Origin of the sequence: Nonomuraea sp. NPDC049421 (assembly GCF_040677005.1) — a bacterium.
GTDB lineage: Bacteria > Actinomycetota > Actinomycetes > Streptosporangiales > Streptosporangiaceae > Nonomuraea > Nonomuraea salmonea.
Genome location: NZ_JBFAQA010000009.1, coordinates 19,187 through 41,844 on the forward strand (window position 1 = coordinate 19,187; position 22,658 = coordinate 41,844).

A 22,658-nucleotide genomic window follows, 5' to 3' on the forward strand; every position below is an offset into this window, starting at 1 on the left:
CTCACACCGCCGTAAAGGCGCGCAGGAGGGACCGTGCTGACCGCGTTTACCCGGGCGTTCCGGACACCGGACCTGCGCAAGAAGTTGCTCTTCACGCTGGGCATCATCGCGCTTTTCCGTCTCGGCTCGGTTCTTCCGACTCCGGGAGTCCACGTCCAGAACCTCGCCGCCTGTTTCGATCAGGCTCGTAGTGGCGAAACCGGCAATATTTACGGGATGGTGCAGCTGTTCAGCGGCGGTGCGCTGCTGAAGCTGTCGGTGTTCGCACTGGGCATCATGCCGTACATCACCGCGAGCATCATCCTGCAGCTGCTCGTCGTCGTGATCCCGCGCCTCGAGGCGCTGAAGAAGGAAGGCCAGGCCGGCCAGACCAAGATCACGCAGTATACGCGTTATCTGACGATCGGCCTCGCGGTCCTTCAGTCGACGGCCTTCATCGCGCTCGCGCGTACCGGCCAGCTCTTCCCGAACTGCCAGCAGGACGTGCTGCTCGACCCCGACAACATCTTCGGCATCGTGACGATGGTGATCATCATGACCGCCGGTACGTCGGTCATCATGTGGCTCGGTGAGCTCATCACCGACCGGGGCGTCGGCAACGGCATGTCCATCCTGATCTTCACCCAGGTCGTCGCGGTCTTCCCGTCCGAGCTGGCCAACATCTTCCAGGCGAACAAGTTCACCTTCGCGGTCGTCATGGTCGTCGGTATCTTCATGATCGCCGCGGTGGTCTTCGTCGAGCAGGCGCAGCGCCGCATCCCGGTCCAGTACGCCAAGCGCATGGTCGGCCGCAGGATGTACGGCGGCACCTCGACCTACATCCCGCTGAAGGTCAACCAGGCCGGCATCATCCCGGTCATCTTCGCCTCCTCGCTGCTCTACCTTCCGCAGCTGCTCACCTCGCTCTTCTCCACCAGCGAGAACGCGGTGATCACCTGGATCTCGCAGAACCTCGCCACCGGCGACACGCCGATCTACATGGCGACCTTCTTCCTGCTGATCATCTTCTTCACCTACTTCTACGTGTCGATTACCTTCAACCCCCCTGAAGTCGCCGACAACATGAAGAAGTACGGTGGGTTCATTCCGGGCATCCGCCCCGGCCGTCCGACGGCTGAATACCTGAACTTCGTGCTCACCCGTCTGACCGCGCCAGGCGCGCTCTATCTGGGTCTGATCTCCATGGTCCCGATCGTCGCGCTGGCCGTGGCCGGTGCGAGCCAGAACTTCCCGTTCGGAGGGACGAGCATTCTGATCATGGTTGGTGTCGGCCTGGACACGGTCAAGCAGATCGAGAGCCAGCTGCAGCAGCGTAACTACGAAGGTTTCCTGCGGTAGTGCGTCTCGTTCTGGTCGGGCCCCCCGGAGCGGGTAAGGGGACGCAGGCCCAGTACATCGCATCGAACCTGTCCATCCCGAAGATCTCGACAGGTGACATCTTCCGTGCCAACGTCTCGGGCGGCACGGACCTTGGCAAGCTGGCCAAGACGTACATGGACCGCGGCGACCTGGTGCCCGACGAGGTCACCATCGCCATGGTCCGTGACCGTCTGTCCGAAGACGACGCGCAGGACGGGTTCCTGCTCGACGGCTTCCCGAGGAACGTCGCGCAGGCGGAGATCCTGCGCGACATGCTCAAGGACTGGGGTCAGGAGCTCGACCTCGTGCTTGAGCTCGTCGTCGACGACGACGAGGTGGTGCGGCGGCTCGCCGGCCGGCGCACCTGCAGCCAGTGCGGCCGCATCTGGCACGTCGAGTTCGATGACAAGAAGGACGACAAGTGTGACGCGTGCGGGGGCGCGCTCTTCCAGCGTGACGACGACAAGGAGGAGACCGTCAGGCATCGCCTGGAGGTCTACCAGGAGCAGACGGCGCCGCTGGTCTCCTACTACGCCGACGAGGGCATCCTGGTGGGCGTGGACGCCACAGGGCCGGTCGAAGAGGTCACTCAGCGGGCCATGGACGCGATCCGGCCTTTCATGGGCTGAGCGCCGAGTACGACTGATTCGCGGAGGTGGCACGGGTTCCCGTGCCACCTCGCGGCTATTGTGGGGGAATTGGGCCCCCATCGTGGCCCGTTGAGACCCAGGGGGGCAAAAGATGTTCAAACGGAACAGGCACGGCATCCAGATCAAGTCGCCGGAGCAGCTGGAGAAGATGCGGGCGGCAGGTCTCGTGGTCGGGCGTACGCTCGACCTGCTCAAGCGCTCGGTGCAGCCGGGCATGACGCCGCTCGACCTCGACGTCATCGCCGAGAAGGCGATCAGGGACGAGGGCGCGATCCCGTCGTTCAAGGGCTACCAGGGCTTCCCCGCGACGATCTGCGCGTCGGTGAACAACGAGGTCGTCCACGGCATCCCGACGAACGCCCGCAAGCTGCGCGAGGGCGACATCATCTCGATCGACTGCGGCGCCATCCTCGAGGGCTGGCACGGCGACTCGGCCGTCACGGTGCCGATCGGCGAGGTGGACCCCAAGCTGACCGAGCTGATGCGGGTGACCGAGGAGGCCATGTGGCGCGGCATCGCCGCGCTCAAGCCGGGCCGCCACCTGTCCGACATCGGCCACGCGGTCGAGCGGTACGTGAAGTCGCAGGGCCGCTACGGCATCCCCCCTGAGTACGGCGGCCACGGCATCGGCACCGAGATGCACATGGACCCGTGGATCGCCAACCACGGCAAGCCGGGCCGCGGGCCGGCGCTGGAGGAGGGCATGTGCCTGGCCATCGAGCCCATGGTCAACCTCGGCACCGAGCGGACGCGCGTACTGGCCGACGACTGGACCGTGGTCACGGTCGACGGCAAGCACTCCGCACACTTCGAGCACAGCGTGGCTGTGACACATAATGGACCTTGGGTGCTCACCGCTCTAGATGGGGGCAAAGAGCGCCTCGCTCAACTGCAGATCTAGCTCCCCGGGAGTGGTGGGATGGCGAACAGCCCCGAGATGCGTGCCTCCGACGCCGACCGTGACCGCGTCGCCGCCATCCTCCGCGAGCACACCGCGCAGGGCCGCATCACGATGGACGAGTTCAACGAGCGGCTGGAGCAGCTCTACAAGAGCAAGACCTACGGCGAGCTGGCCAGGCTCACCTCCGACCTGCCCGACGTCGATCTGCGCCACCTGCCGGTCAAGGCCGGCTCGACGGCGCCCGACAAGAAGGGCATGCACAGCGGCATGGCGGCGGCCTGGAGCGCCTGGGCCGCGGCCAGCGGCATCAACTGGGTCATCTGGCTGATCGTGAGCGTCACCACGGGCGACCTGATCTATCCGTGGCCCCTGTGGGTGATGGGTCCATGGGGTGTCATCTTGCTGGTGAGCACGGTCTTCGGCGGTAACAACCAGCCGAAGGAGTCCTAGGCTTTGTGCACTAGTGCACTGTGTGCATTCGTGCGCAGTGCGTAAAAGCGGCGATTCCTAGCGTGAGTGGTGTCGGGAAACACCACCCACTCGGAGGAATCGATGCGCAAGATCCTTGCGGCCACCGCTCTCGCCGGCTCCATGGCCATCACCGGCCTCGCCGTCGCCCCCGCCGCCCTGGCCGCCCCGGTGACCGCCGGCGCCGTCCAGGCGAGCTCTGCGGGCAGCTGGGGCAAGTACTACAGCAGCAACCACAAGGCCTACACCTACGGCAAGACCTTCAAGAAGGGCGGGAAGGTCTACACCCACTGGTACGGCAAGGAGTCCACCTCGAAGCTCGGCTACGTCTGGTTCCGCTACTACTCGGGCGGCAAGTGGCACAAGTTCTACCGTCCATGGAACGGCAAGCACCACGGCAGCTGGTCGGGCAAGGGGATCAAGCGGATCTACACGTACACCTGCTGGGGCGGCAAGTCGAAGTACTGCGGTTCGGTGCACCGCATCTACTAGGTCCGTCCAGCCTGGCCCGTCGGGGGAGCTTCCCTGGCGGGCCTCGTGTTGTGGGCGTCGCGGCTTGCGGGGTGGGGTAGACTCCTACGTGGTTGTGTCAGGACACCTGGCACGCGTTTCGCGTTTTGGGCCCAGGTGTCGTACACTCCTTAGTCGGCTCACTATGACTTATCACGCGTCGGCGGTCTTTGCCGGCCGTCGCTCTCTTCGAAGCGTGAAGGTCGCGGCTGCTTAGTGAACCGGAGCCTCAGACGACCGATCAGTGAAACGCGAGGAATTTTGGCCAAGAAAGACGGCGCCATCGAGATCGAGGGCACTGTGGTCGAATCGCTCCCGAACGCCATGTTCCGGGTGCAGCTCGACAACGGCCACAAAGTCCTTGCCCATATCAGCGGACGGATGCGGATGCACTACATCCGGATTCTTCCCGACGACCGGGTAGTCGTTGAACTGAGCCCCTACGACCTGAGTCGCGGGCGGATCGTCTACCGATACAAGTAAGACGTCTGAGGAATCAAAGGACAATGAAGGTAAAGCCGAGCGTCAAGAAGATCTGCGACAAGTGCAAGGTGATTCGCCGGCACGGTCGCGTCATGGTGATCTGCGACAACCTGCGCCACAAGCAGCGTCAGGGTTAGTCGCCGCAAGGCTTCTCCGAGTCCGCCCCGCAAGGGAGCGGGCTCGACGCATGAGAAGCCTCGAGTCAGTTAGCGCGTCTCGCACCTGAGCAGGCGGCATCGCCGAACCGCTCAGGAGACCCCCGGTCGGAGGCCGGGGCCCTCACCCCGGGCATTGGGGAGGGGTAGTGCGGCGCAAGACCTCCGCCACAAAGAAGGAGAATGCCCGACCATGGCTCGCCTGGTTGGCGTCGACCTCCCCCGCGACAAGCGGCTGGAGATCGCTCTCACCTACATTTACGGAATCGGCCGCACCCGCGCCCAGGAGATCCTGCAGGCCACCGGTGTCAGCGGCGACCTGCGCGTGCACCAGCTCAGCGACACCGAGCTCGTCCCGATGCGTGACTACATCGAGGCGAACTACAAGATCGAGGGTGACCTGCGCCGCGAGGTCCAGGCCGACATCCGCCGCAAGATCGAGATCGGTTGCTACCAGGGCATCCGGCACCGCAAGGGCCTGCCCGTGCACGGTCAGCGCACGCAGACCAACGCGCGCACCCGTAAGGGCAAGAAGAAGACCGTCGCCGGCAAGAAGAAGCCCGGTAAGAAGTAGTCCCGCACGGGATGTCGCCACCCGTCCGGCCCCGGTCGCACACGCGACCGGCGGGTGCCGGGCCGGCGACCATCACACACAGCCGCGGACCGAAGACCTCAGGAGTAATGGCAAACAATGCCTCCTAAGAGCCGCCAGGGTGCGCCGAAGAAGGTGCGCCGCAAGGAGAAGAAGAACGTCGCTCATGGGCACGCCCACATCAAGAGCACGTTCAACAACACGATCGTCTCGATCACCGACCCCAACGGGAACGTGATCTCCTGGGCCAGCGCCGGCCACGTGGGTTTCAAGGGCTCCCGTAAGTCCACCCCGTTCGCCGCCCAGATGGCCGCCGAGAACGCCGCCCGCCGCGCCATGGAGCACGGCATGCGCAAGGTCGACGTCTTCGTCAAGGGTCCCGGCTCCGGCCGTGAGACCGCGATCCGCTCGCTGCAGGCCACCGGCCTCGAGGTGGGCTCGATCCAGGACGTCACCCCGGTTCCGCACAACGGTTGCCGGCCGCCGAAGCGCCGCCGCGTCTGACTTAGCCCAGGAGATACGAAGAAATGGCTCGTTACACGGGCGCCGACTGCAAGCTCTGCCGCCGCGAGAAGACCAAGCTCTTCCTCAAGGGCAGCAAGTGCGAGTCCGCCAAGTGCCCCATCGAGATCCGTCCTTACCCGCCGGGTGAGCACGGTCGCGGACGTCCCAAGGAGTCCGAGTACCAGCTTCAGCTTCGCGAGAAGCAGAAGACCCGCCGCATCTACGGCGTCCTCGAGAAGCAGTTCCACAACTACTACGAGGAGGCCGCGGGCCGCACGGGCAAGTCGGGTGAGGTGCTGCTCCAGATCCTGGAGAGCCGGCTCGACAACGTCGTCTACCGCGCCGGGTTCGCCCAGTCGCGTGACGCCGCCCGCCAGCAGGTCCGTCACGGACACTTCCTGGTCAACGGGAAGAAGGTGGACATCCCGTCCTACCGCGTCCGCGAGCACGACATCATCGAGGTCCGCGAGACCAAGCGCAACCTGTTGCCGTACGAGGTGGCTCGCGCCACCGCCGGCGAGCGCACGGTTCCCGCGTGGCTCGGCGTCGTGCCCGACAAGCTGCGCGTCCTGGTTCACCAGCTTCCGGTGCGCCAGCAGATCGACACGCAGGTTCAAGAGCAGCTCATCGTCGAGTACTACTCGAAGTGAGCCTCGGCCGGGGTACGCATCGCCGTACCCCGGCTACGCTGTTCATCGGAGTGGCGTCATATAGCGGGCGTCACACGAAAAAAGGGGAGACCCGCACATGCTGATCGCTCAGCGTCCGACTCTTCTCGAAGAGTCGATCGACGAGACCCGGTCCCGGTTCGTCATCGAGCCGCTGGAGCCCGGCTTCGGCTACACCATCGGCAACTCGCTGCGCCGCACGCTGCTGTCGTCCATCCCGGGCGCGGCCGTGACGAGCATCCGCATCGAGGGCGTGCTGCACGAGTTCTCGACCGTCCCCGGGGTCAAGGAAGACGTCACCGACATCATCCTCAACCTCAAGGAACTGGTCGTCTCCTCCGAGCACGACGAGCCGGTCGTGATGTACCTGCGCAAGCAGGGCCCGGGTGAGGTCACCGCCGCCGACATCGCGCCGCCCGCCGGTGTCGAGGTGCACAACCCCGAGCTGCGCATCGCGACGCTCAACGGCAAGGCCAAGCTGGAGATGGAGCTGACCGTCGAGCGCGGTCGCGGCTACGTCTCCGCCGCCCAGAACAAGCAGCCGGGCCAGGAGATCGGTCGCATCCCGATCGACTCCATCTACTCCCCGGTGCTCAAGGTCACCTACAAGGTCGAGGCGACCCGAGTCGAGCAGCGTACCGACTTCGACCGTCTCATCCTCGACGTCGAGACCAAGCCCGCGATGAAGCCCCGCGACGCGGTGGCCTCCGCCGGTAAGACGCTCGTCGAGCTCTTCGGCCTGGCCCGCGAGCTCAACGTCGAGGCCGAGGGCATCGACATCGGCCCGTCGCCGACCGACGCCGCTCTCGCCGCCGACCTGGCGCTGCCGATCGAGGAGCTCAACCTCACGGTTCGCTCCTACAACTGCCTCAAGCGCGAGGGCATCCACACCGTGGGTGAGCTCGTCGCCCGCAGCGAGCAGGACCTGCTCGACATCCGCAACTTCGGCGCCAAGTCGATCGAAGAGGTCAAGCAGAAGCTGCACGAGATGTCGCTGGCGCTCAAGGACTCCCCGCCCGGGTTCGACCCGAGCGCGGTGGCCGGCGGCGGCTACGACGACGACGACAGCGCGTACGTCGAGACCGAGCAGTACTGATTCCCAGCTAGCGCGGGCCCCCGTCCGGGGGCCTGGCGGCCCGACCCCGGTACCTGGCACGGCCGGGGCGGGTGAACCTCAAGGAGAAATGACATGCCCAAGCCCACCAAGGGTGCACGTCTTGGCGGCAGCCCGGCGCACGAGCGGCTGATCCTGGCCAACCTGGCCACGGACCTGTTCCGCCACGGCAAGATCCGCACGACGGTCGCCAAGGCCAAGCGCCTGCGCCCGCTGGCGGAGCGCCTGATCACCAAGGCGAAGAAGGGCGACATCCACAACCGGCGTCAGGTCCTGACCGTCGTTCGGGACAAGGGCGTCGTGCACCAGCTGTTCACCGAGATCGCGCCGACGTTCGCCGAGCGTCCCGGTGGCTACACCCGCATCACCAAGATCGGTGCGCGTAAGGGCGACAACGCCCCGATGGCGGTCATCGAGCTGGTGACCGAGCCGCTGAACGGCGTCACCACCCGCCGTACCGAGGCTCCCGCCGCTGCTCCGGCTGAGGCTCCTGCCGAGGAGACCGCTGCCGAGGCGCCGGCCGCTGAGGCTCCGGCTTCTGAGGCTCCCGCCGAGGCTGCTGAGGCCAAGGCTGAGGAGTCCGCTCCCGCCGAGGGCGAGGCGAAGAAGGACGAGGCCTGATCTTTCAGGCTGGACGGGCCCGATCCCCTTTGCGGGGTTCGGGCCCGTTTTTTGAGTTCGGGCCCTTTTGATGGGGGGATCATCGTGGTACGGCTTCGCCTCGATCTCGCGTATGACGGGACCGACTTCTCCGGATGGGCTCGGCAGCCGGGGCTGCGTACCGTCCAGGGGGAGATCGAGCTGGCGCTCACGCGGATCCTGCGGCTTTCCTCGCCGGCCATGCTGACCGTTGCCGGGCGTACCGATGCGGGGGTGCATGCGCGGGGGCAGGTCGCGCATGTGGACGTGCCTGAGGCGGCGCTGGGGGAGCTCGACGGGCGCCGGGGGCCGCTGGGCGTCGATGAGCGGCTCTCTGCGCTCGTGCGGCGGCTGGGTGGTGTCCTGGAGCCCGATGTACGGATTTATCGGGTCTCGGTGGCTCCTGAGGGCTTTGACGCGCGGTTCTCGGCTTTGTTCCGGCGGTATGCGTACCGGGTGGGGGATGGTCCCGGAGGCGTCGACCCGTTGCGGCGGCGTGAGGTCGTCTGGCACAACCGGCCGCTCGACCTCGGCGCGCTGAACGCCGCCGCCGCGCTGCTGCTCGGGGAGCACGACTTCGCGGCCTTCTGCAAGAAGCGCGAAGGCGCCACCACCATCCGGGAGCTGCAGCGGCTCGACTGGGTGCGCGAGGACTCAGGCGTGCTGGTCGCCACTGTGGTGGCTGATGCCTTCTGCCACTCGATGGTGCGGGCGCTGGTGGGGTCGTTGCTGGCCGTCGGGGAGGGGCGGCGTTCCGTTGAGTGGCCTGCTGAGGTGCTGACCCGTGGGGTGCGGGACTCCGGGGTGCATGTCGCGCCCGCTCATGGGCTGTGCCTTGAGGAGGTCGGATATCCGGCCGCTGAGGAGCTCGCCGCCCGGGCGGCGGCTACGCGGCGGGTTCGTACGGTGGGGGCGGACGCCGACTAAGCGTCGCTTCGGCGCTCGTGCTTCGAGTCTCGTGCTTTCGGGGTTCATGCTTCTGACGGCATGTTCCTGACCCCGTGTTCCTGGCCCCGTGCTTCGTGCCTTTGGGTCCTCTGTGGCGTCGCGCTGCCTGTGGCGGTTGTGTGCGCGCTCAGCTTGAGGTCGCTGTGCTGGGGAGTGCGAGGATGCGCCCGTCCCTGGCGTGAGGTGGCGCGTGCGGTGACAACTGGTGTGAGGGTGGTCGGGTCGGGGCGTACGGGGGCTGGTGCCTCTTCGTACGCCCCGATTTGCGGTTGTCAGTCCTTGGTGGCGCGGTGTTCCAGGACCTCTGAGGTCAGGTCGCGGAACTCGGCGCTCACCTTCGGGAGCGTCTTCTCGTCGGCCTTCGGGGTGTGGCCGTCGGCGTGGGTGGCGTAGCTGAAGACGATGTAGCGGCCCCAGACCAGGCCCGCCGCGTAGCCGCCGGCGATGTGCACCCGCTCGCCGCCCGACTTCTCAGGGCCGGGCAGGGGGCGGAACCAGACGTTGTTCGGCAGGTCCTTCGCCTGGTCGGCCGCGGCGGCGGCGTCCTTGTCAGGCAGGACGGCCATGCCCGTGGTGACCGCGTAGCGGCGCTTGCTGTCGACGTACGTGGCCCTCAGCACCCGGCTGCACTTCCGCTCCTTCAGCGCGTCGGCGAACGCGCCCGTCGCGGCCTTGGCGCACGTCGTCTCCATGCCGGCCTTGACCCGTGTGAACGTGGTGCCCGCCGCGCTCACCTTCTTCTTCGGGAACGCCTCCGAGAGGGACAGCTTCTGCGGGTCGGTCTGCTCCGAGTCGAGGACGGACGTCGCCGCCGGGGTCTCGGGTGGCGGGGTGGCGGCGTTGGCCGTCGCCGACGGTGGCGGCACCGACGCTCGCGTGGCGGCCGTCGTCGGGGCCGGTGAGGTCACCGTCTGGTACGCGAAGAAGCCGCCCGTCGCGATGCCGGCCAGGGCCAGCGCGCCCAGGGTCACCAGCAGGGCCCGCTTGCTCTTGGGCGGTGGCGGGGGTGGTGGTGGCGTCTGGAACGGGGGCTGCTTGAAGGCGCCCGGTGGGAAGGCCGGAGCGCCCGGCCTCGTCTGGGCGGGGACGTTGAAAGCCGACGTGGGCTTCTGGCCCCAGGTGTCTCTGGAGAACGGGAGCTCGGGCAGTTTGTCACCGGTCGCGGGCGTGGGGGGCCAGACGGGCACATCGCCTGGCTCCGGGGGGCGGGCGGGGTCATGGGGTCGATTCGGTGAGGTGGCCGCCGCAGCGGCCTCGACCTCGCCACCGGGGCCGGCCGAGTCTGTGTGGTCGGCAGAACCTGTGTGGCCGGTTGGGTCCGTTTCTGCAGCCGGGTTCACCTGGGCGGCCGCTGCGGCCTTTCCTGTGGTGTGTGGCGTGGTGGGGTGTGGGGTGTCGGGGTTCTCCTGGTCTGTGGGCTGCTGCTTGTTGTCTGAGCCGACGGTCGAGTCCGTTCCCGGTGCTTGGTCCGGGTGCGGATCCGTGTGCGCTGCTGAGCCCGCATGCGGGAGTGTGACTGGGCGCGGGTGAGCGGCGGTGGGCTGCTCCGTGGTGTCGTCGGACTGCTGTGCGCCGCCTTCAGCCGGCTCTGTGCCGATCTGAGCCGGCTTTGAGCCGTTGCCGACGGGGCCTGAAGAGCCCTGGGTCGGGTGGGCGACCGTCGGCGAAGATTCGTCGCCTTCGTGGGTGGCTGCCGTGTCCGAGTGGGTTGCGTCCCCGTGGGGTGCGTCCCCGTGTGTTGCGTCGGGGCGTGGCAGGGCCGGACGGGTGGCGTTGGCGTCGGTGTAGTCCGCGTCCGAAAGGTCGGCGTCCGAAAGGGTGCCGTCCGGGTGGCCGGTGTCTGCAAAGGCGGTGTTCGCGTGCTCGGCGTCCGTGTGATCGGTGTTCGCGTGGACGGTGCCTGGGCGCGGGGGATGTGCCTGGTTGCTGGCCGCTGGTTTCGGGGTGTGCTGTCGGGTGATGTCCGGGTCGGTGTCGGCCGGCTCGGTTTCGCCCGGCTTTGTGGTGTGGGCGCGGGTGGTGTCCGTGTCGGCCGGGTGGAAGGCGTTCGGGTGGGTGTCGCCTTGGTGGGCCGTTGCGCCGACTTGAGGGAACGGCGTTTGGGTGCTGGCCGGGCGGGTGGGTGCCTCGTTTGAGGAGAGGGAGCGAGGCGCGCTGGGCGCGGGTGTGTCGCCTGGCTGGGCCTGCTCCTTGGCGTCTTGGCCGGCCGGGTCGGAGTAGTGCCCCGCTGGGAGGCCCTCCGGGTCCGTGGTGATCGCGTCCAGGCTGGTGCCGTCGGCCGGGTAGTCCGTGTCGCCGGCGCTTACCTGGTTCAGGATGAACGGGGTCGGGTTCGGGTTGAAGGGGGGCGGGAGGAAGGGCTCGTCCGCGTCGGGGACGGCCTCCAGCTCGCCTGTGGCGGCCGGCCATGGGGGCATGGCGTGGGCGTCCGACACCGGTGCGGGCCACGTTGGCATGCCCGCTGCCGCTGCGGTGAACGCCGGCGGTGGCTCCCACGGTGGGGTTGTCGATCCCGGGCCCTCCGCAGGCCAAGCGCCCTGGCCGGGCTGTTGCTGGGCGTTCGGGGGCATGGGGTGGGGTGGCGCTGGTGGCTGCTCGGGGTGTGGTGCGGCGAGCGGCTGGTGGGGGTGGGGCGCGGCGAACGGCGGCTGGCCTGGGTGCGGCGGGCCTGCTGCGGGGTGCGGCTGCGACACGCCGAACGGCGCCCCCGGCGGCTGCTGGCCGAACGCGTGCGGGCCGCCCTGAGGCGCACCGAAGTGCGGGTGACCGTGGTCAGGGGCCGGAGGCCGTCCGCCCGGTGGCTGCGCACCTGGTGGCTGGGCGCCCGGCGGTTGGGCACCTGGCGGCGTGGCGCCGGGCCCGCCCTGACCGAATGGCGTGGCGCCGGGCCCGCCGTGACCGGACGGTGGGGTGCCAGGGCCGCCCTGCGCGAACGCGCGGTTGTCGGCCTGGGGCGCGCCGAAAGGTGGGGTGGCGGGGTCGCCCTGAGGGTGGCCGAAGGCGTGCTGGTCGGCTTGTGGCGCGCCGAAGGGGGGCGTGGTGGGGGCGCCCTGTGCCGGGGTGAAAGGTGGCCGGCCCTGCGGCGACCCGGAAGGCGGTTGGCCCTCGGGTGGTGCGAAAGGTGGGTGGTCCTGCGGTGGTCCGAAAGGCGGCTGGCCTTGCGGTGCACCGAAGGGTGGCTGGCCTTGCGGTGCACCGAAGGGTGGCTGGCCTTGCGGTGCACCGAAGGGTGGCTGGCCTTGTGGTGGTCCGAAGGGTGGCTGGTTATGCGGTTGGGGGGTGGCTTGCGGGCCGGTGAAGGGGGGTTGGCCGAAGCGGGGTGGGGCGTTGGGCGTGGGCCCGGAGGGAGGCTGGGAGATGGCCGGGTCGGAGAGCCAGTCGTAGGGAGCCCCGTCGTTGGCGGGGACTTCCCAGGGCTGGGCGTCCGCCGGAAGGTCCGCGGGCGCGTTTTTGGCGTCCTGGGCGGCGGGTGCCGGTTGGTCCCCAGAGGATGTGGGCGCTGTCGGGGTCGCCTGACTCTTCCCGGACGTTGACGGGGGTTCCGGTGCCTGGAGGCGTGGCTCGGTGGCTGGAGGGCCGTCGGGCAGGGGAGGGTTGGGGTCGCCGGGGTCGTTGCCGGCGGCCGCAGCTCCGGGGGAGCCCGAAGGGTAGGGGGAGGTGCCCGATGGGTGTGGGTGGGCCGACGTCCGCTCGCCGGAGGGAGTGGACGCCGGTGGAACGTCTCGCCCGTTGGTCTGGCCGAAGCTCGGCGGTGGTGTCGCTGGGGCGGCCGAACCGTCGGCCTCCCTCTGATCGTGCTCAGACCCGGGTTCCTGGCCACGCATAGCTTGGAGCCTAGCGAGCGGAGCGAGATCGTTAGGCCGGTATGGGCGTTCCCAGGAGCATCACGAGCCCCTTTGCAGCGGGTTCGCCCCAAAAGACCAGTCAGCTGAGCGCGTTGCCGGTCAGAACCCGGTTGTCCAGGGCCACGTACACGGTGGCCTTGGTGATGTCGACGATGGCCTGAGAGATCCGCTTCGAGCCCTTCGAGTCGGGCTTCGTGCCGTCCTTGTTCTGGAACCACACGAGGATCGCGTAGTGCCCGTACGTCGAGATCTTGGCGCCGCCTGCGCCCGAGCCGAGCTGCTTGGTGACCTCGTCCTTGCCCGCCAGGGGCTTGACGTAGTTGCTCGTGCTGCCGGCCTTGGCGACCTTGGCCGCCTGCTTCTCGGAGCTGAGGTTGGCCACGCCCACCGTGCCGATCACCACGCCGGCCTTGTCACGGAAGCTCGCGCGGACGAACTGGGTGCACTTGGCGGACTTGAGCGCCTTCTGCAGGGAGTCGCCGAGAGCGCCGTCCGTGCACTTCTTGTCCTTGCTGGTGATCGTCATCTCGTAGCCGCGCTTCGAGACGGTGAACTTCCGCTTCTTGCCGAACAGCTCCTTGACCGAGATCGGGTCGGGGTCGGTCTTGCGGCTGGCGGCGAAGCCGTACTTGCCGGGCGGGACCGAGGGCAGCGGCGCCGAGGTCTGGCGGGCCGCGGCGGTCTCTGCGGTGACCGGGTCGTCGGCGTTGTACATCAGGGCCAGGCCGCCGCCGAGCAGGCCGAGCACCACCAGGCCGCCGATGCCGGCGAGCAGCGGGCCGCGGGAGCGGCTGCCCTCGTCGTACGGGCTCCAGCCGATGCGGCTCTGGGGAGCCCTGTTCGTGTAGTCGTCCTCGGGCTTGCCCTTGCCGGTGTCGCCGCCGGTCTCGGGGTCTGCCGCGGCACCGCGGTCTTTACGGCCTCGGCGGGACTTTCCGGAAGAGGTGGAGTCGTCGCCCCTGCCCTTCTTGCCGTCCTTGCCCCTGCCCTTGCCTCTGCCCTTGCTGTCCTTGTCGTCCTTGCCGTCGGTGCCCTCCGGCGGGGTGGGCGCTCCGAAGGCGGAGGTGGCGGCGCTCGCGGAGGGGTCGCCCCCAGGACCGCCACCGGGTCCCCCACCGGGACCGCCGCCAGGACCGTTCGGTGCGGCGGCTCGTCGGCCGGGAACCGCGTGCGCCCCACTCGGACCGCCGAACGGGTCCGTGCCGAAGCCGCCCTGCGGCGGACCGGCAGGCCCGCCGCCGAAACCCCCACCCGGGCCACCGGGGCCGCCAGGGCCGGCAGGACCACCGGGACCACCGGGGCCGCCAGGGCCACCAGGGCCGGCAGGGCCGCCGCCGTGACGGCCGCGACCGCCGGAAGCACCGCCCGGAGCGCCGCCGGGCCCACCGGCAGGGCCGTCAGGGCCGCCGAAACCGTCAGGGCCGCCGAAACCAGCAGGGCCACCGAAACCAGCAGGGCCGGCAGGGTCACCGGGACCACCGGGACCACCGGGACCACCGGGACCACCGGGACCACCGGGACCGGCAGGACCGCCAGGGCCAGAAGGACCGCCGGGCCCGCCGTGGCGGCCGGAGCCGCTCATGAACAGGCTGCCGGGCGCGTCAGAGCCGCCGCCCGGGTTGTTGGGGAAGGGCTCGTCGACCGGCCTGCCCCTGCGGGGCCGGCCGCCTTCGGAGCCGCCGTCGGCCGCGAAAAAGCTGCCAGGGGCCCCGTCGGCGGGCCCGCCACCTGCGGGGCCGTTGCTCGTGAACAGGCTGCCCGCCGTCGCGTCCGCCGGTGAGCCCTCGCCCCTGGGAGTGCCTCCCATGCCGTAGGGGGCGCTGCCGGTGCCGTGCTCACGTTCCCCACTGCCGTTGGAAACCATGCGGCGACATTACCGTGATGTTCGTCATTGGGTTCCGAAGTCTTGGGTCCACCATGGGCCTCCGGGCCCCGCGGCGACGCCGACGCCGATGGCCTTCAGGCGGCAGTCGAGGATGTTCCTGCGGTGGTCAGGGCTGCCCATCCAGCCGCTCACCGCCTCCCGGGCGGTGCTGTATCCGGCGCCGATGTTCTCGGCGGCGCCCCAGCGGTATCCGGCGCGCTCCATGCGGTCCCAGGGGGAGGAGCCGTCGGGGGAGTTGTGGGCGAGCTCGCCGGCGCGGGCCATCTCCAGCGAGTGCGTACGAGCCGACCTGGTCAGCCCCGCGTCGACCCTGAGCGGCCCGCATCCGCGCTTGGCCCTGGCGGAGTTCGTCAGCGTGACGACCTCGGACGCCAGGCCCGCCAGCACCCGTACGTCCTCGCGCCCGTCCTCGAACGCCGCCGACGGGTTGTCGTGGGAGTTGAACCCGGGGATCTGCCCGTCGGGGGTGCGGCGCGGCGCGTGCGTGGCGGTGGGCTCGCCCACTTCCTTCTTGATGGTGATGCCCCTGGGGATGTTCTCGACCTGCTGCTGCGCCTTCTTCTGCACAGTCGGCGCCGGGTTGGCGGTGGCCGCGGCGGGCGGCGCGGTCTCGCTGAGGTAGATGTGGCGGGCCGGCTCTTCTTCGCTGCTCAGCCGGCCGATCAGCACGCCCGTGAACAGGACGGAGAGCAGGCAGGTCAGCAGGCCCAGACGGCTCCGGCGCCGGGGGCCGCGCTGGGTGAGCCGGGTGCGAGAGATCTGCCACATACCGCCGCTAACGATAGGGATGTCGGGTCCTGGGAAAGAAGGGGTCCCAGGGAAACGAAACTAAACCGTTCTGAGGTCAGGTAGAATCGCACAGGGTTACCGGTCTTTTGACCTGCACGCCTCAGGGCGGGTAGCTTAGGTTCGTTGTGTGCATAGGTCCTGCGAGACCGATGCGCGGCGCGTCCGGCGTCATCTCCCGTGATTGTGGAGACGGAAGGTCCGGGCCGTCGTGTGCCCGCACCGACCGACCAATGTAGCTGTCGCATCCGACAGCGCCGAAGACGCGAGCATAAAGAAGGCTACGACCGTGCGCACGTACTCACCGAAGCCCGCCGACGTCCAGCGTCAGTGGTACGTCATCGACGCGACCGATGTCGTGCTGGGCCGGCTGGCCAGCCACGTCGCGACCCTGCTCCGCGGCAAGCACAAGCCGATCTTCGCCAACCACGTCGACACCGGTGACTTCGTCATCGTCATCAACGCGGACAAGATCGCGCTGAGCGGCAACAAGCTTGAGCAGAAGAAGGCGTACCGCCACTCGGGCTACCCGGGCGGTCTGCGTTCCGTCACGTACGGCGAGCTCATGGAGAAGCGGCCGGAGAAGGCCGTCGAGAAGGCCGTCAAGGGCATGCTGCCGAAGAACTCCCTCGGTCGGAAGATGGCCAAGAAGCTGAAGGTCTACGCGGGTTCCGAGCACCCGCACCAGGCCCAGCAGCCGGTGCCGTTCCAGATCACCCAGATCGCCCAGTAGTAGTTCGAAAGAGTTAGAGGAGAACCGTGGCTGAGCCCACCGGTGTCGAGACGGTCGTAGAGACGGCCGAGCTGGAGGAATTCTCCGGCGAGGACTTCCCGTCCGAGTACACCACCGAGTCCGCCGCCAGCGCTGACGCTCCCGTGCGCAAGCCCGTCACCACGGGCAACTCGTACGGCACCGGCCGCCGTAAGGAGGCGATCGCCCGCGTGCGCATCGTCCCCGGCACCGGTAAGTGGACGATCAACGGTCGTTCGCTGGACGTCTACTTCCCGAACAAGGTCCACCAGCAGATCGTCAACGAGCCCTTCGTGGTGCTCGGCGCCGAGGAGGCGTTCGACGTCATCGCGCGCATCGACGGCGGCGGCGTGACCGGCCAGGCCGGCGCGCTGCGCATGGGCCTGTCCCGCGCGCTGGCGATCCTCGATGTCGACGTCAACCGCCCGCCGCTGAAGAAGGCCGGCTTCCTCACCCGTGACGCCCGCGCCACGGAGCGGAAGAAGTACGGCCTCAAGAAGGCCCGTAAGGCTCCGCAGTACAGCAAGCGCTGAGTTGGCGCGCCTCTTCGGCACCGACGGGGTACGTGGGGTCGCGGGCCGCGACCTCACGGCCGAGCTCGCCATGGACCTGTCCGTGGCGGCGGCCCATGTCCTCGGCGATGCAGGCGCGTTCGCCGCTACCGGACGCCGTCCGGTGGCGGTCGTAGGCCGGGACCCGCGTGCCTCGGGAGAATTCCTCGAGGCCGCAGTGGTCGCCGGCCTCGCGGCGTCTGGAGTGGACGTGCTGCGCCTCGGCGTGCTGCCCACCCCTGCCGTCGCCCACCTCACCGCGGCGCTCGGCGCCGACCTCGGGGTCATGCTGTCGGCCTCGCACAACCCGGCGCCCGACAACGGCATCAAGTTCCTGGCGCGCGGCGGCTTCAAGCTGTCCGACGCGGTCGAGGACGAGATCGAGCGGCGGCTCGGCGAGGAGTGGAGCTTCCCCGTCGGGTCCGGCGTGGGGCGCGTGCGCGACGCGTACGGCGAGGCGGACCGCTACATCTCCCACGTGCTGACCACGATGAACGCCGGCCTCGACGGCCTGCACGTCGTGGTCGACTGCGCTCACGGGGCGGCCCACATGGTGGCTCCCGAGGCGCTGGTGCGCGCGGGGGCGCGGGTCGAGGCCATCGGCGCGCGGCCCGACGGCCTCAACATCAACGACGGTCACGGCTCGACCCACCTCGACAAGCTCTGCCAGGTGGTCGTCTCACGCGGGGCCGACCTCGGCGTGGCCTACGACGGCGACGCCGACCGCTGCCTGGCGGTCGACCACACCGGCGCGATCATCGACGGTGACCAGATCATGGCCGTGCTGGCCGCCGCGCTGCACGGCGACGGCCTGCTGGCCAAGGACACCGTGGTCGCGACCGTCATGTCCAACCTGGGCTTCAAGCTCGCGATGCGCGGGGCGGGCATCACCGTGGTCGAGACCGCGGTGGGCGACCGTTACGTGCTTGAGCGGATGAAGGCCGACGGCTTCAACCTGGGCGGTGAGCAGTCGGGCCACGTCATCATGCTGGACCACGCCACCACCGGCGACGGCCTGCTCACCTCGCTGCAGCTGCTGGGCGTGGTGGCCAAGTCGGGGGTGCCGCTCAAGGAGCTGGCCTCGATCATGACCTCGCTGCCGCAGATCCTGATCAACGTCAAGGACGTCGACAAGGGCAAGGCCGCGGCTCCCGAGCTGCTCGCCGCCGTCGCCACGGCGGAGGCGGAGCTGGGTGAGACCGGGCGCGTGCTGATCAGGCCGAGCGGCACCGAGCCGATGATCCGGGTGATGGTCGAGGCGGCCAGCGAGGAGCACGCCACGATGGTGGCGAACCGCCTGGCCGACGTGGTCCGCAAGGTCTGCGTGTGAGACACGACGTCTGATACACGGCATGAAAGAAGGCCCGCGGGGATCTCTCCGCGGGCCTTCTTCGTTCGTACGGGTCACTCGTCGCCGGTGAGTGAGAAGGCGCGCAGGCGCTGGCCGGCCCAGAGGACGGCGGCCACGGTGACGACGAGCAGGGCGGGGATGGCGAAGCCGAGCGTGACGTCCGCCTTGAGGAAGGGCGAGTCGCTGAGCTGGTCGGCGATCGACTGGCCCCAGTGCTGGATGGAGAACCTGCGGGCCCCGGGCACGAGGTTGCCGACCAGGGTCTCCCAGACCAGGGCGTAGACGATGCCGATCGTCACCGCGTGCCGGGTGACGATGCCGAGCAGCAGGAACAGCGCGGCGTAGGCGATGCCGGCGGCCAGGGTGCCGAGGGCGAAGCCGGCGGCGACGCCGGCCTCACCGCGTACGAGCAGCCAGCCCGACACGTACGTCGGCACCGCCGCGAACACCGCCAGCAGCGACGCGGCCACCAGGAACTTGGTCATGACGATGGTCGGGCGCGAGATCGGCTTCGACATCAGGTGGATGATGGTGCCGTCGTCGATCTCGGGGGCGACGACGCCGGTGCCGGCGATGAGGCCGAGCAGCGGCAGCATGGTGCCGATGGCGAAGTTCTGCAACAGCAGGACGGCCGAGCGCTGGTCGGCGGCGCCGAAGACCTTGAACAGCACGGCGAGGCCGATCAGGGCCAGCGGGAGCAGCAGGAGCAGGATGATCCGCCGGCGTCCCAGCAGGGCCCGGTAGGTGATGCCCGCGACGACTGTGTTCATCAGGAGCTCCTGTTGATGAGGTAGGAGAAGACGCTCTCCAGGTCCTCGTCCGCGGGGGAGACCTGGTGCAGGCTGACGCCCTCGGCGCGGGCGACCTGGGGCAGGAGGCGGGCGAAGCGGCGGAACTCGGTGGCCTGGACCTCCAGGCCGTCGGGGCGCAGCGTGATGCCGCCGGTGGAGTCGTCGCGTACGAGGGCGGCGGCCAGCTTCCTGTCGTCGCTCGACCGGATCCTGAACAGGTGGGGCCGGTCGGTCATCAGCCGCCTGATCTCGCGGAAGTTGCCCGACGCGGCGTGCCGGCCGGCCACCAGCACCTCGATGTGCTGGGCGACCCGCTCGACCTCCTCCAGGATGTGGGAGCTGAACAGGATGGTCTTGCCCGCCGTGCCCATGGCCCGGATCAGGTCCATGAGGTGCAGCCGCTGGCGCGGGTCCATGCCGTTGAACGGCTCGTCGAGCAGCAGCACGGGCGGGTCGTGGACGAGCGCAGCGGCGACCTTGACGCGCTGGCGCATGCCCTTGGAGTACGTCTCGACCCGCCGGTCCTTGGGCTCCTCCATCTCGACAGTGGCCAGGGCCTTGCGTGCGGCCTCGTCGGGGTCGGGCAGGCCGTGCAGGCGGGCGGCGGACAGCACGAACTGCCAGCCGGTCAGGAAGCCGTAGACGCCCTCGCGCTCGGGGACCAGGCCGATGCTGCGGTAGATGTGGTGGTTCTTCCAGACGCGGGTGCCGTCCAGGGTGACCGTGCCGCCCGACGGGGCGAGGAAGCCGGCCATCATGTGCAGGAGCGTCGACTTGCCCGCCCCGTTGGGGCCGAGCAGGCCGGTGACGCCGGGCCCGATCGTCATGGTGACGTCGTTGACCGCGACGACGTTGCCGTACCAGCGGGAGACCTGTGAGAGCTCGATCTTCATCGCGCGGCCGCCTTCCTGTAGCGCAGGGCCAGCGCGGCGAAGCCGGCGGCGAGCAGCACGAGCAGCACCGCGATCGACACGGCGCCGCCCGGGTAGACGCCGTCCTCGATCGCGTGGGACGGCGTGCCGAACACCGCGTGCTGGACGGAGTCGACCAGCCAGAACGGGTTGACCAGCCAGGCGTAGGTGGCCGCGGCCTCGTTGCCCGCCGAGTAGAGGGTGCCGTAGATGATGGGGACCGCGGCGAACGACAGCAGGTAGACCGTGATCACCGAGGCCACGCCGAGGCCGCGCCTGGGCGTGAACGAGGCCAGCGCGAGCCCGAAGACCGACAGCAGCAGCGCCAGCACCAGCGCCATCAGCACGGCGCTGAGGTACTCGCCGGTGGCGGGCGGGCCGGGCATGTCGATGAGCAGTTCGCCCGCGTAGACCACCGTGATCGGGGCCGCGACGAGCGCGAAGACCGCGATGGTCATCGCGGCGACCTTCGCGCCGACGTACTCCGCGATCGAGACGGGACGCGACAGGTAGAGCGGCAGGACGCGGTGGCGCAGGTCGGGCGCGACCACCGTGGGCGCCTGGGCGGCCAGGAAGATCGCCACGACGGCCTGCATGACGACCGCGAAGCCGCTGTAGTCGATGCCGCGCTGCTGGGCGAGGGCCATCAGGGCGATGTTCACGATGGCCGGGAAGAACATGATGGCGACCAGCGAGTACGGGACGATCTTGCTGCGCGCGGGCCGGCCGAGCCCGAAGACGCCGCGCAGGCTGTGGACCGTCAGCGCCCTGGTCGAGTAGCCGCGGCCGAGCCTGGGGCCGTCGTAGTGGCGATAGCCGATGTCGTAGATCTCAGACATGTGCCACCTCATCCCTGAAGACGTCCTCGATGCGGTGGCGTCCCTGCTCCAGGCGGATCAGGCACAGGCCCAGCTCGGCGGTGGCGTCGCGGATGGCGTCGTACGTCTGCTCGCCCGACACCTTGACGACCAGCTGCCGCCCCTGGAGCGAGACCGCCTGCCCGTCGCCGGACAGCTTGGCGGCCAGGTCGTCGAGCCCCTCGTCCACCTCGACCGTCAGGGTCTGGGTGGCCTGGGTGAACTCGCCGATGGCCGAGGAGCGCAGCAGCCGGCCCGCGTCGATGACGATGACGTGGTCGCAGATGCGCTCGAGCTCGCCGAGCAGGTGGGAGGTGACCAGCACGCTGATGCCGAACTCGGTGCCGATGCGCCGGATCAGCGTCAGCATCTCGTCGCGCCCGCGCGGGTCGAGCCCGTTGGTCGGCTCGTCGAGGAAGATCAGCTTGGGGTCGTGGACGAGCGCCTGGGCCAGCTTCACCCGCTGTTTCATGCCGGTGGAGTAGGTGCCGACGGCACGGTAGCGCTCTTCCGCGAGCCCCACGTGGCGCAGCACGTCGGCGGCGCGTTCGCGGGCCGCGGTGCGCGGCAGCCCGGACATGCGGGCGAGGTGGACGACTAATTCGGTCGCGGATACGTCGGGGGGCAGGCATTCGTGCTCGGGCATGTAGCCGACGAGCCGGCGGATCTCGGCGCCCTGCGTGGTGACGTCGAGATCGAGCACGCGCGCGGTGCCCTCGGACGGCGGCAGCAGGCCGAGCAGGATCTTGATCATCGTCGACTTGCCGGCGCCGTTCGCCCCGACCAGACCGGTGACCCCCGGCCCCACGGTGACCGAGAGCCGGTCGACCGCGGTGACGGTGGGGAAGCGCTTGGTCAGCCCCTCGGTGGCGAGGATGTGCATGAGCCGGACACTACCCGTCCGCCCGACGCCGCCGCCTCGGTCATAGGGATGAACGCCGTCCTACTTGAGGCCAGAATCTGCGCTGGACCAGGAGGGTGAGCGTGCCCGCCATGCTCATCCCCAAGAGGTTCAGCGCGAGCTGGGAGATGGAGCCGCCGACCTCCCGCAGCTCCTGGACGGCCAGCGAGACCGCCACGTAACCGGCGGCGGGGACCGTGGTGACCGAGATGAACACCCCGATCAGGGCCGTCGACTTGCCCGCCGTGATCGACAGCACCCCCGCCGCGCCGGCCAGCAGGGCCACGATGAACGACCAGCGGTCGGGCTTGACGATGAACTGCACCTCCTCGTGCCCGCCGATGTCGCCGGGGCCGAACCAGCCCAGCCAGTACGCCGCGAGCGCGCACGCGTACGCGATCGCGATCGCCGCCAAGAACCCGACGACCAGCGTCCGCAGCGCGGTCACGATCAGCCGCCCGTCGCCGCGCAGCAGCCCGAAGCAGACGGCGGCGACCGCGCCGAACTCGGGACCGAGCACCATCGCGCCGACGATGAGGATGAGGGAGTTCGTCAGCACGCCGATGCCGACCAGCAGCGTGGCGATGGTGAGGAACACCAGGTACGACCAGGTGACCCGGGAGTCGGCCGAGACCCGCTGGGCCAGCTGGGCCCAGACCACGGCGTCGTCGGGCTCGCCCGGCGCCTCCTCGACGGCGGCGTCGGCGGCCTCCGACAGCGAGAGGTCGACCTGCTCGGCCGCGATGGAGCCCTCGGTCCGCAGCCAGGCGAGCCGGCCGAGCACCTCGTTGGCCGACTCTCTGGCCGCGTCGCAGAGCACCACGTCGCCGCGCGGCTCGCGGGCGGCGCCCGGCAGGACGACGATGTTGGTGACGCCTGGGCAGCTCTCCAACACCGCCGTCGCCTCTTCGGTGCGCGTGGCGGGGACGATCAGTCGCAGGTGCAGCACTAGGACATTCTCGTCGATCGGATGTTGACGGGGTGTTGACGCCGGTACGCGAACGTTCCTCGCATGATCTGGTGTCATGATCACGACGA

The 22,658-nt window shown here is 69.2% G+C and carries 24 protein-coding genes; 16 read left to right on the plus strand and 8 right to left on the minus strand.

What is annotated here, in order from left to right; all coding sequences use genetic code 11:
- The first annotated feature begins 33 nt into the window (after window positions 1-33).
- The 13 genes from secY (at window position 34) to truA (ending at window position 8,970) form a co-directional block, all read left to right on the plus strand.
- A complete protein-coding gene (secY, locus tag AB0K18_RS17150; protein ID WP_364554739.1) occupies window positions 34-1,338 on the plus strand; it encodes a preprotein translocase subunit SecY in 1,305 nt (434 codons plus the stop codon).
- Window positions 1,338-1,988, plus strand: a complete 651-nt coding sequence (locus AB0K18_RS17155; RefSeq protein WP_355425584.1) for an adenylate kinase — start codon at window positions 1,338-1,340, stop codon at window positions 1,986-1,988. Before secY ends, AB0K18_RS17155 begins: the two co-directional genes overlap by 1 nt.
- A gap of 112 nt (window positions 1,989-2,100) precedes the next feature.
- Window positions 2,101-2,910, plus strand: coding sequence for a type I methionyl aminopeptidase (map, locus tag AB0K18_RS17160; RefSeq protein WP_364914947.1), 810 nt, complete (start codon window positions 2,101-2,103; stop codon window positions 2,908-2,910).
- Window positions 2,911-2,928: 18 nt separating this feature from the next.
- A complete protein-coding gene (locus tag AB0K18_RS17165; protein WP_364914948.1) occupies window positions 2,929-3,360 on the plus strand; it encodes a DUF1707 domain-containing protein in 432 nt (143 codons plus the stop codon).
- A 102-nt stretch (window positions 3,361-3,462) separates the two neighbouring features.
- Entirely contained in the window at window positions 3,463-3,870 is a 408-nt protein-coding gene (locus AB0K18_RS17170; protein WP_364914949.1) for a hypothetical protein, read from the plus strand.
- A gap of 279 nt (window positions 3,871-4,149) precedes the next feature.
- Window positions 4,150-4,371, plus strand: a complete 222-nt coding sequence (gene infA / locus AB0K18_RS17175) for a translation initiation factor IF-1 (RefSeq protein ID WP_012887858.1) — start codon at window positions 4,150-4,152, stop codon at window positions 4,369-4,371.
- Window positions 4,372-4,394: 23 nt separating this feature from the next.
- Entirely contained in the window at window positions 4,395-4,508 is a 114-nt protein-coding gene (gene rpmJ / locus AB0K18_RS17180) for a 50S ribosomal protein L36 (protein ID WP_003956441.1), read from the plus strand.
- 211 nt (window positions 4,509-4,719) lie between these two features.
- On the plus strand, window positions 4,720-5,100 hold the full coding sequence (gene rpsM / locus AB0K18_RS17185) for a 30S ribosomal protein S13 (protein ID WP_132617274.1): 381 nt from the start codon (window positions 4,720-4,722) through the stop codon (window positions 5,098-5,100).
- A 117-nt stretch (window positions 5,101-5,217) separates the two neighbouring features.
- Window positions 5,218-5,622, plus strand: coding sequence for a 30S ribosomal protein S11 (gene rpsK, locus AB0K18_RS17190; protein ID WP_020542285.1), 405 nt, complete (start codon window positions 5,218-5,220; stop codon window positions 5,620-5,622).
- Window positions 5,623-5,645: 23 nt separating this feature from the next.
- Window positions 5,646-6,272, plus strand: a complete 627-nt coding sequence (gene rpsD, locus AB0K18_RS17195) for a 30S ribosomal protein S4 (protein WP_344896332.1) — start codon at window positions 5,646-5,648, stop codon at window positions 6,270-6,272.
- Between the two features lie 97 nt (window positions 6,273-6,369).
- The gene (locus tag AB0K18_RS17200) at window positions 6,370-7,386 is read left to right on the plus strand and encodes a DNA-directed RNA polymerase subunit alpha (RefSeq protein ID WP_043623495.1); all 1,017 of its coding nucleotides are present in this window, start codon (window positions 6,370-6,372) and stop codon (window positions 7,384-7,386) included.
- A 93-nt stretch (window positions 7,387-7,479) separates the two neighbouring features.
- Window positions 7,480-8,025, plus strand: a complete 546-nt coding sequence (gene rplQ / locus AB0K18_RS17205) for a 50S ribosomal protein L17 (RefSeq protein WP_364914950.1) — start codon at window positions 7,480-7,482, stop codon at window positions 8,023-8,025.
- A gap of 84 nt (window positions 8,026-8,109) precedes the next feature.
- On the plus strand, window positions 8,110-8,970 hold the full coding sequence (truA, locus tag AB0K18_RS17210) for a tRNA pseudouridine(38-40) synthase TruA (protein ID WP_364914951.1): 861 nt from the start codon (window positions 8,110-8,112) through the stop codon (window positions 8,968-8,970).
- Window positions 8,971-9,263: 293 nt separating this feature from the next.
- Here the strand turns inward: truA and AB0K18_RS17215 are convergent, their stop codons facing one another.
- From AB0K18_RS17215 to AB0K18_RS17225, 3 genes are all read right to left on the minus strand, one after another.
- Window positions 9,264-10,178: a hypothetical protein gene (locus tag AB0K18_RS17215; protein WP_364914952.1), complete on the minus strand. Its 915-nt coding sequence runs from the start codon at window positions 10,176-10,178 to the stop codon at window positions 9,264-9,266.
- A 2,737-nt stretch (window positions 10,179-12,915) separates the two neighbouring features.
- Entirely contained in the window at window positions 12,916-14,700 is a 1,785-nt protein-coding gene (locus tag AB0K18_RS17220; protein ID WP_364914953.1) for a hypothetical protein, read from the minus strand.
- A gap of 24 nt (window positions 14,701-14,724) precedes the next feature.
- Complete coding sequence (locus tag AB0K18_RS17225; RefSeq protein WP_364914954.1) at window positions 14,725-15,489, minus strand: CAP domain-containing protein; 765 nt, start codon at window positions 15,487-15,489, stop codon at window positions 14,725-14,727.
- 307 nt (window positions 15,490-15,796) lie between these two features.
- On the opposite strand from AB0K18_RS17225, the gene rplM reads away from it, so the two are divergent.
- Genes rplM through glmM form a run of 3 tightly spaced genes read left to right on the plus strand, consistent with a single transcriptional unit; the run spans window position 15,797 to window position 18,139 of the window.
- Window positions 15,797-16,240, plus strand: coding sequence for a 50S ribosomal protein L13 (gene rplM / locus AB0K18_RS17230; RefSeq protein WP_345395704.1), 444 nt, complete (start codon window positions 15,797-15,799; stop codon window positions 16,238-16,240).
- Between the two features lie 26 nt (window positions 16,241-16,266).
- Window positions 16,267-16,791, plus strand: coding sequence for a 30S ribosomal protein S9 (gene rpsI, locus AB0K18_RS17235; RefSeq protein ID WP_364914955.1), 525 nt, complete (start codon window positions 16,267-16,269; stop codon window positions 16,789-16,791).
- A 1-nt stretch (window position 16,792) separates the two neighbouring features.
- Window positions 16,793-18,139 carry a phosphoglucosamine mutase gene (glmM, locus tag AB0K18_RS17240; protein ID WP_364914956.1) on the plus strand — a complete coding sequence of 449 codons (1,347 nt, stop codon included), beginning with the start codon at window positions 16,793-16,795 and terminating at the stop codon, window positions 18,137-18,139.
- A 74-nt stretch (window positions 18,140-18,213) separates the two neighbouring features.
- On the opposite strand, the gene AB0K18_RS17245 is transcribed toward glmM, so the two are convergent.
- Genes AB0K18_RS17245 through AB0K18_RS17265 form a run of 5 tightly spaced genes read right to left on the minus strand, consistent with a single transcriptional unit; the run spans window position 18,214 to window position 22,569 of the window.
- On the minus strand, window positions 18,214-18,930 hold the full coding sequence (locus AB0K18_RS17245; RefSeq protein ID WP_364914957.1) for an ABC transporter permease: 717 nt from the start codon (window positions 18,928-18,930) through the stop codon (window positions 18,214-18,216).
- Entirely contained in the window at window positions 18,930-19,844 is a 915-nt protein-coding gene (locus tag AB0K18_RS17250; protein WP_345395716.1) for an ABC transporter ATP-binding protein, read from the minus strand. Before AB0K18_RS17250 ends, AB0K18_RS17245 begins: the two co-directional genes overlap by 1 nt.
- Window positions 19,841-20,701, minus strand: coding sequence for an ABC transporter permease (locus AB0K18_RS17255; protein ID WP_364914958.1), 861 nt, complete (start codon window positions 20,699-20,701; stop codon window positions 19,841-19,843). The genes AB0K18_RS17250 and AB0K18_RS17255 overlap by 4 nt, the downstream gene beginning before the upstream one ends.
- Entirely contained in the window at window positions 20,694-21,602 is a 909-nt protein-coding gene (locus AB0K18_RS17260; RefSeq protein WP_364914959.1) for an ABC transporter ATP-binding protein, read from the minus strand. The genes AB0K18_RS17255 and AB0K18_RS17260 overlap by 8 nt, the downstream gene beginning before the upstream one ends.
- Before the next feature lie 40 nt (window positions 21,603-21,642).
- The gene (locus tag AB0K18_RS17265) at window positions 21,643-22,569 is read right to left on the minus strand and encodes a DUF389 domain-containing protein (protein WP_364914960.1); all 927 of its coding nucleotides are present in this window, start codon (window positions 22,567-22,569) and stop codon (window positions 21,643-21,645) included.
- Window positions 22,570-22,658: the final 89 nt, after the last annotated feature.

Coding starts and splice junctions, on each gene's coding strand:
- map (WP_364914947.1), top strand. CDS start 2,101: ATGTTCAAACGGAACAGGCACGGCATCCAGATCAAGTCGCCGGAGCAG.
- AB0K18_RS17165 (WP_364914948.1), top strand. CDS start 2,929: ATGGCGAACAGCCCCGAGATGCGTGCCTCCGACGCCGACCGTGACCGC.
- AB0K18_RS17170 (WP_364914949.1), top strand. CDS start 3,463: ATGCGCAAGATCCTTGCGGCCACCGCTCTCGCCGGCTCCATGGCCATC.
- rpmJ (WP_003956441.1), top strand. CDS start 4,395: ATGAAGGTAAAGCCGAGCGTCAAGAAGATCTGCGACAAGTGCAAGGTG.
- rpsM (WP_132617274.1), top strand. CDS start 4,720: ATGGCTCGCCTGGTTGGCGTCGACCTCCCCCGCGACAAGCGGCTGGAG.
- rpsK (WP_020542285.1), top strand. CDS start 5,218: ATGCCTCCTAAGAGCCGCCAGGGTGCGCCGAAGAAGGTGCGCCGCAAG.
- rpsD (WP_344896332.1), top strand. CDS start 5,646: ATGGCTCGTTACACGGGCGCCGACTGCAAGCTCTGCCGCCGCGAGAAG.
- AB0K18_RS17200 (WP_043623495.1), top strand. CDS start 6,370: ATGCTGATCGCTCAGCGTCCGACTCTTCTCGAAGAGTCGATCGACGAG.
- rplQ (WP_364914950.1), top strand. CDS start 7,480: ATGCCCAAGCCCACCAAGGGTGCACGTCTTGGCGGCAGCCCGGCGCAC.
- AB0K18_RS17220 (WP_364914953.1), bottom strand. CDS start 14,700: ATGGTTTCCAACGGCAGTGGGGAACGTGAGCACGGCACCGGCAGCGCC.
- AB0K18_RS17225 (WP_364914954.1), bottom strand. CDS start 15,489: ATGTGGCAGATCTCTCGCACCCGGCTCACCCAGCGCGGCCCCCGGCGC.
- AB0K18_RS17245 (WP_364914957.1), bottom strand. CDS start 18,930: ATGAACACAGTCGTCGCGGGCATCACCTACCGGGCCCTGCTGGGACGC.
- AB0K18_RS17250 (WP_345395716.1), bottom strand. CDS start 19,844: ATGAAGATCGAGCTCTCACAGGTCTCCCGCTGGTACGGCAACGTCGTC.
- AB0K18_RS17255 (WP_364914958.1), bottom strand. CDS start 20,701: ATGTCTGAGATCTACGACATCGGCTATCGCCACTACGACGGCCCCAGG.
- AB0K18_RS17260 (WP_364914959.1), bottom strand. CDS start 21,602: ATGCACATCCTCGCCACCGAGGGGCTGACCAAGCGCTTCCCCACCGTC.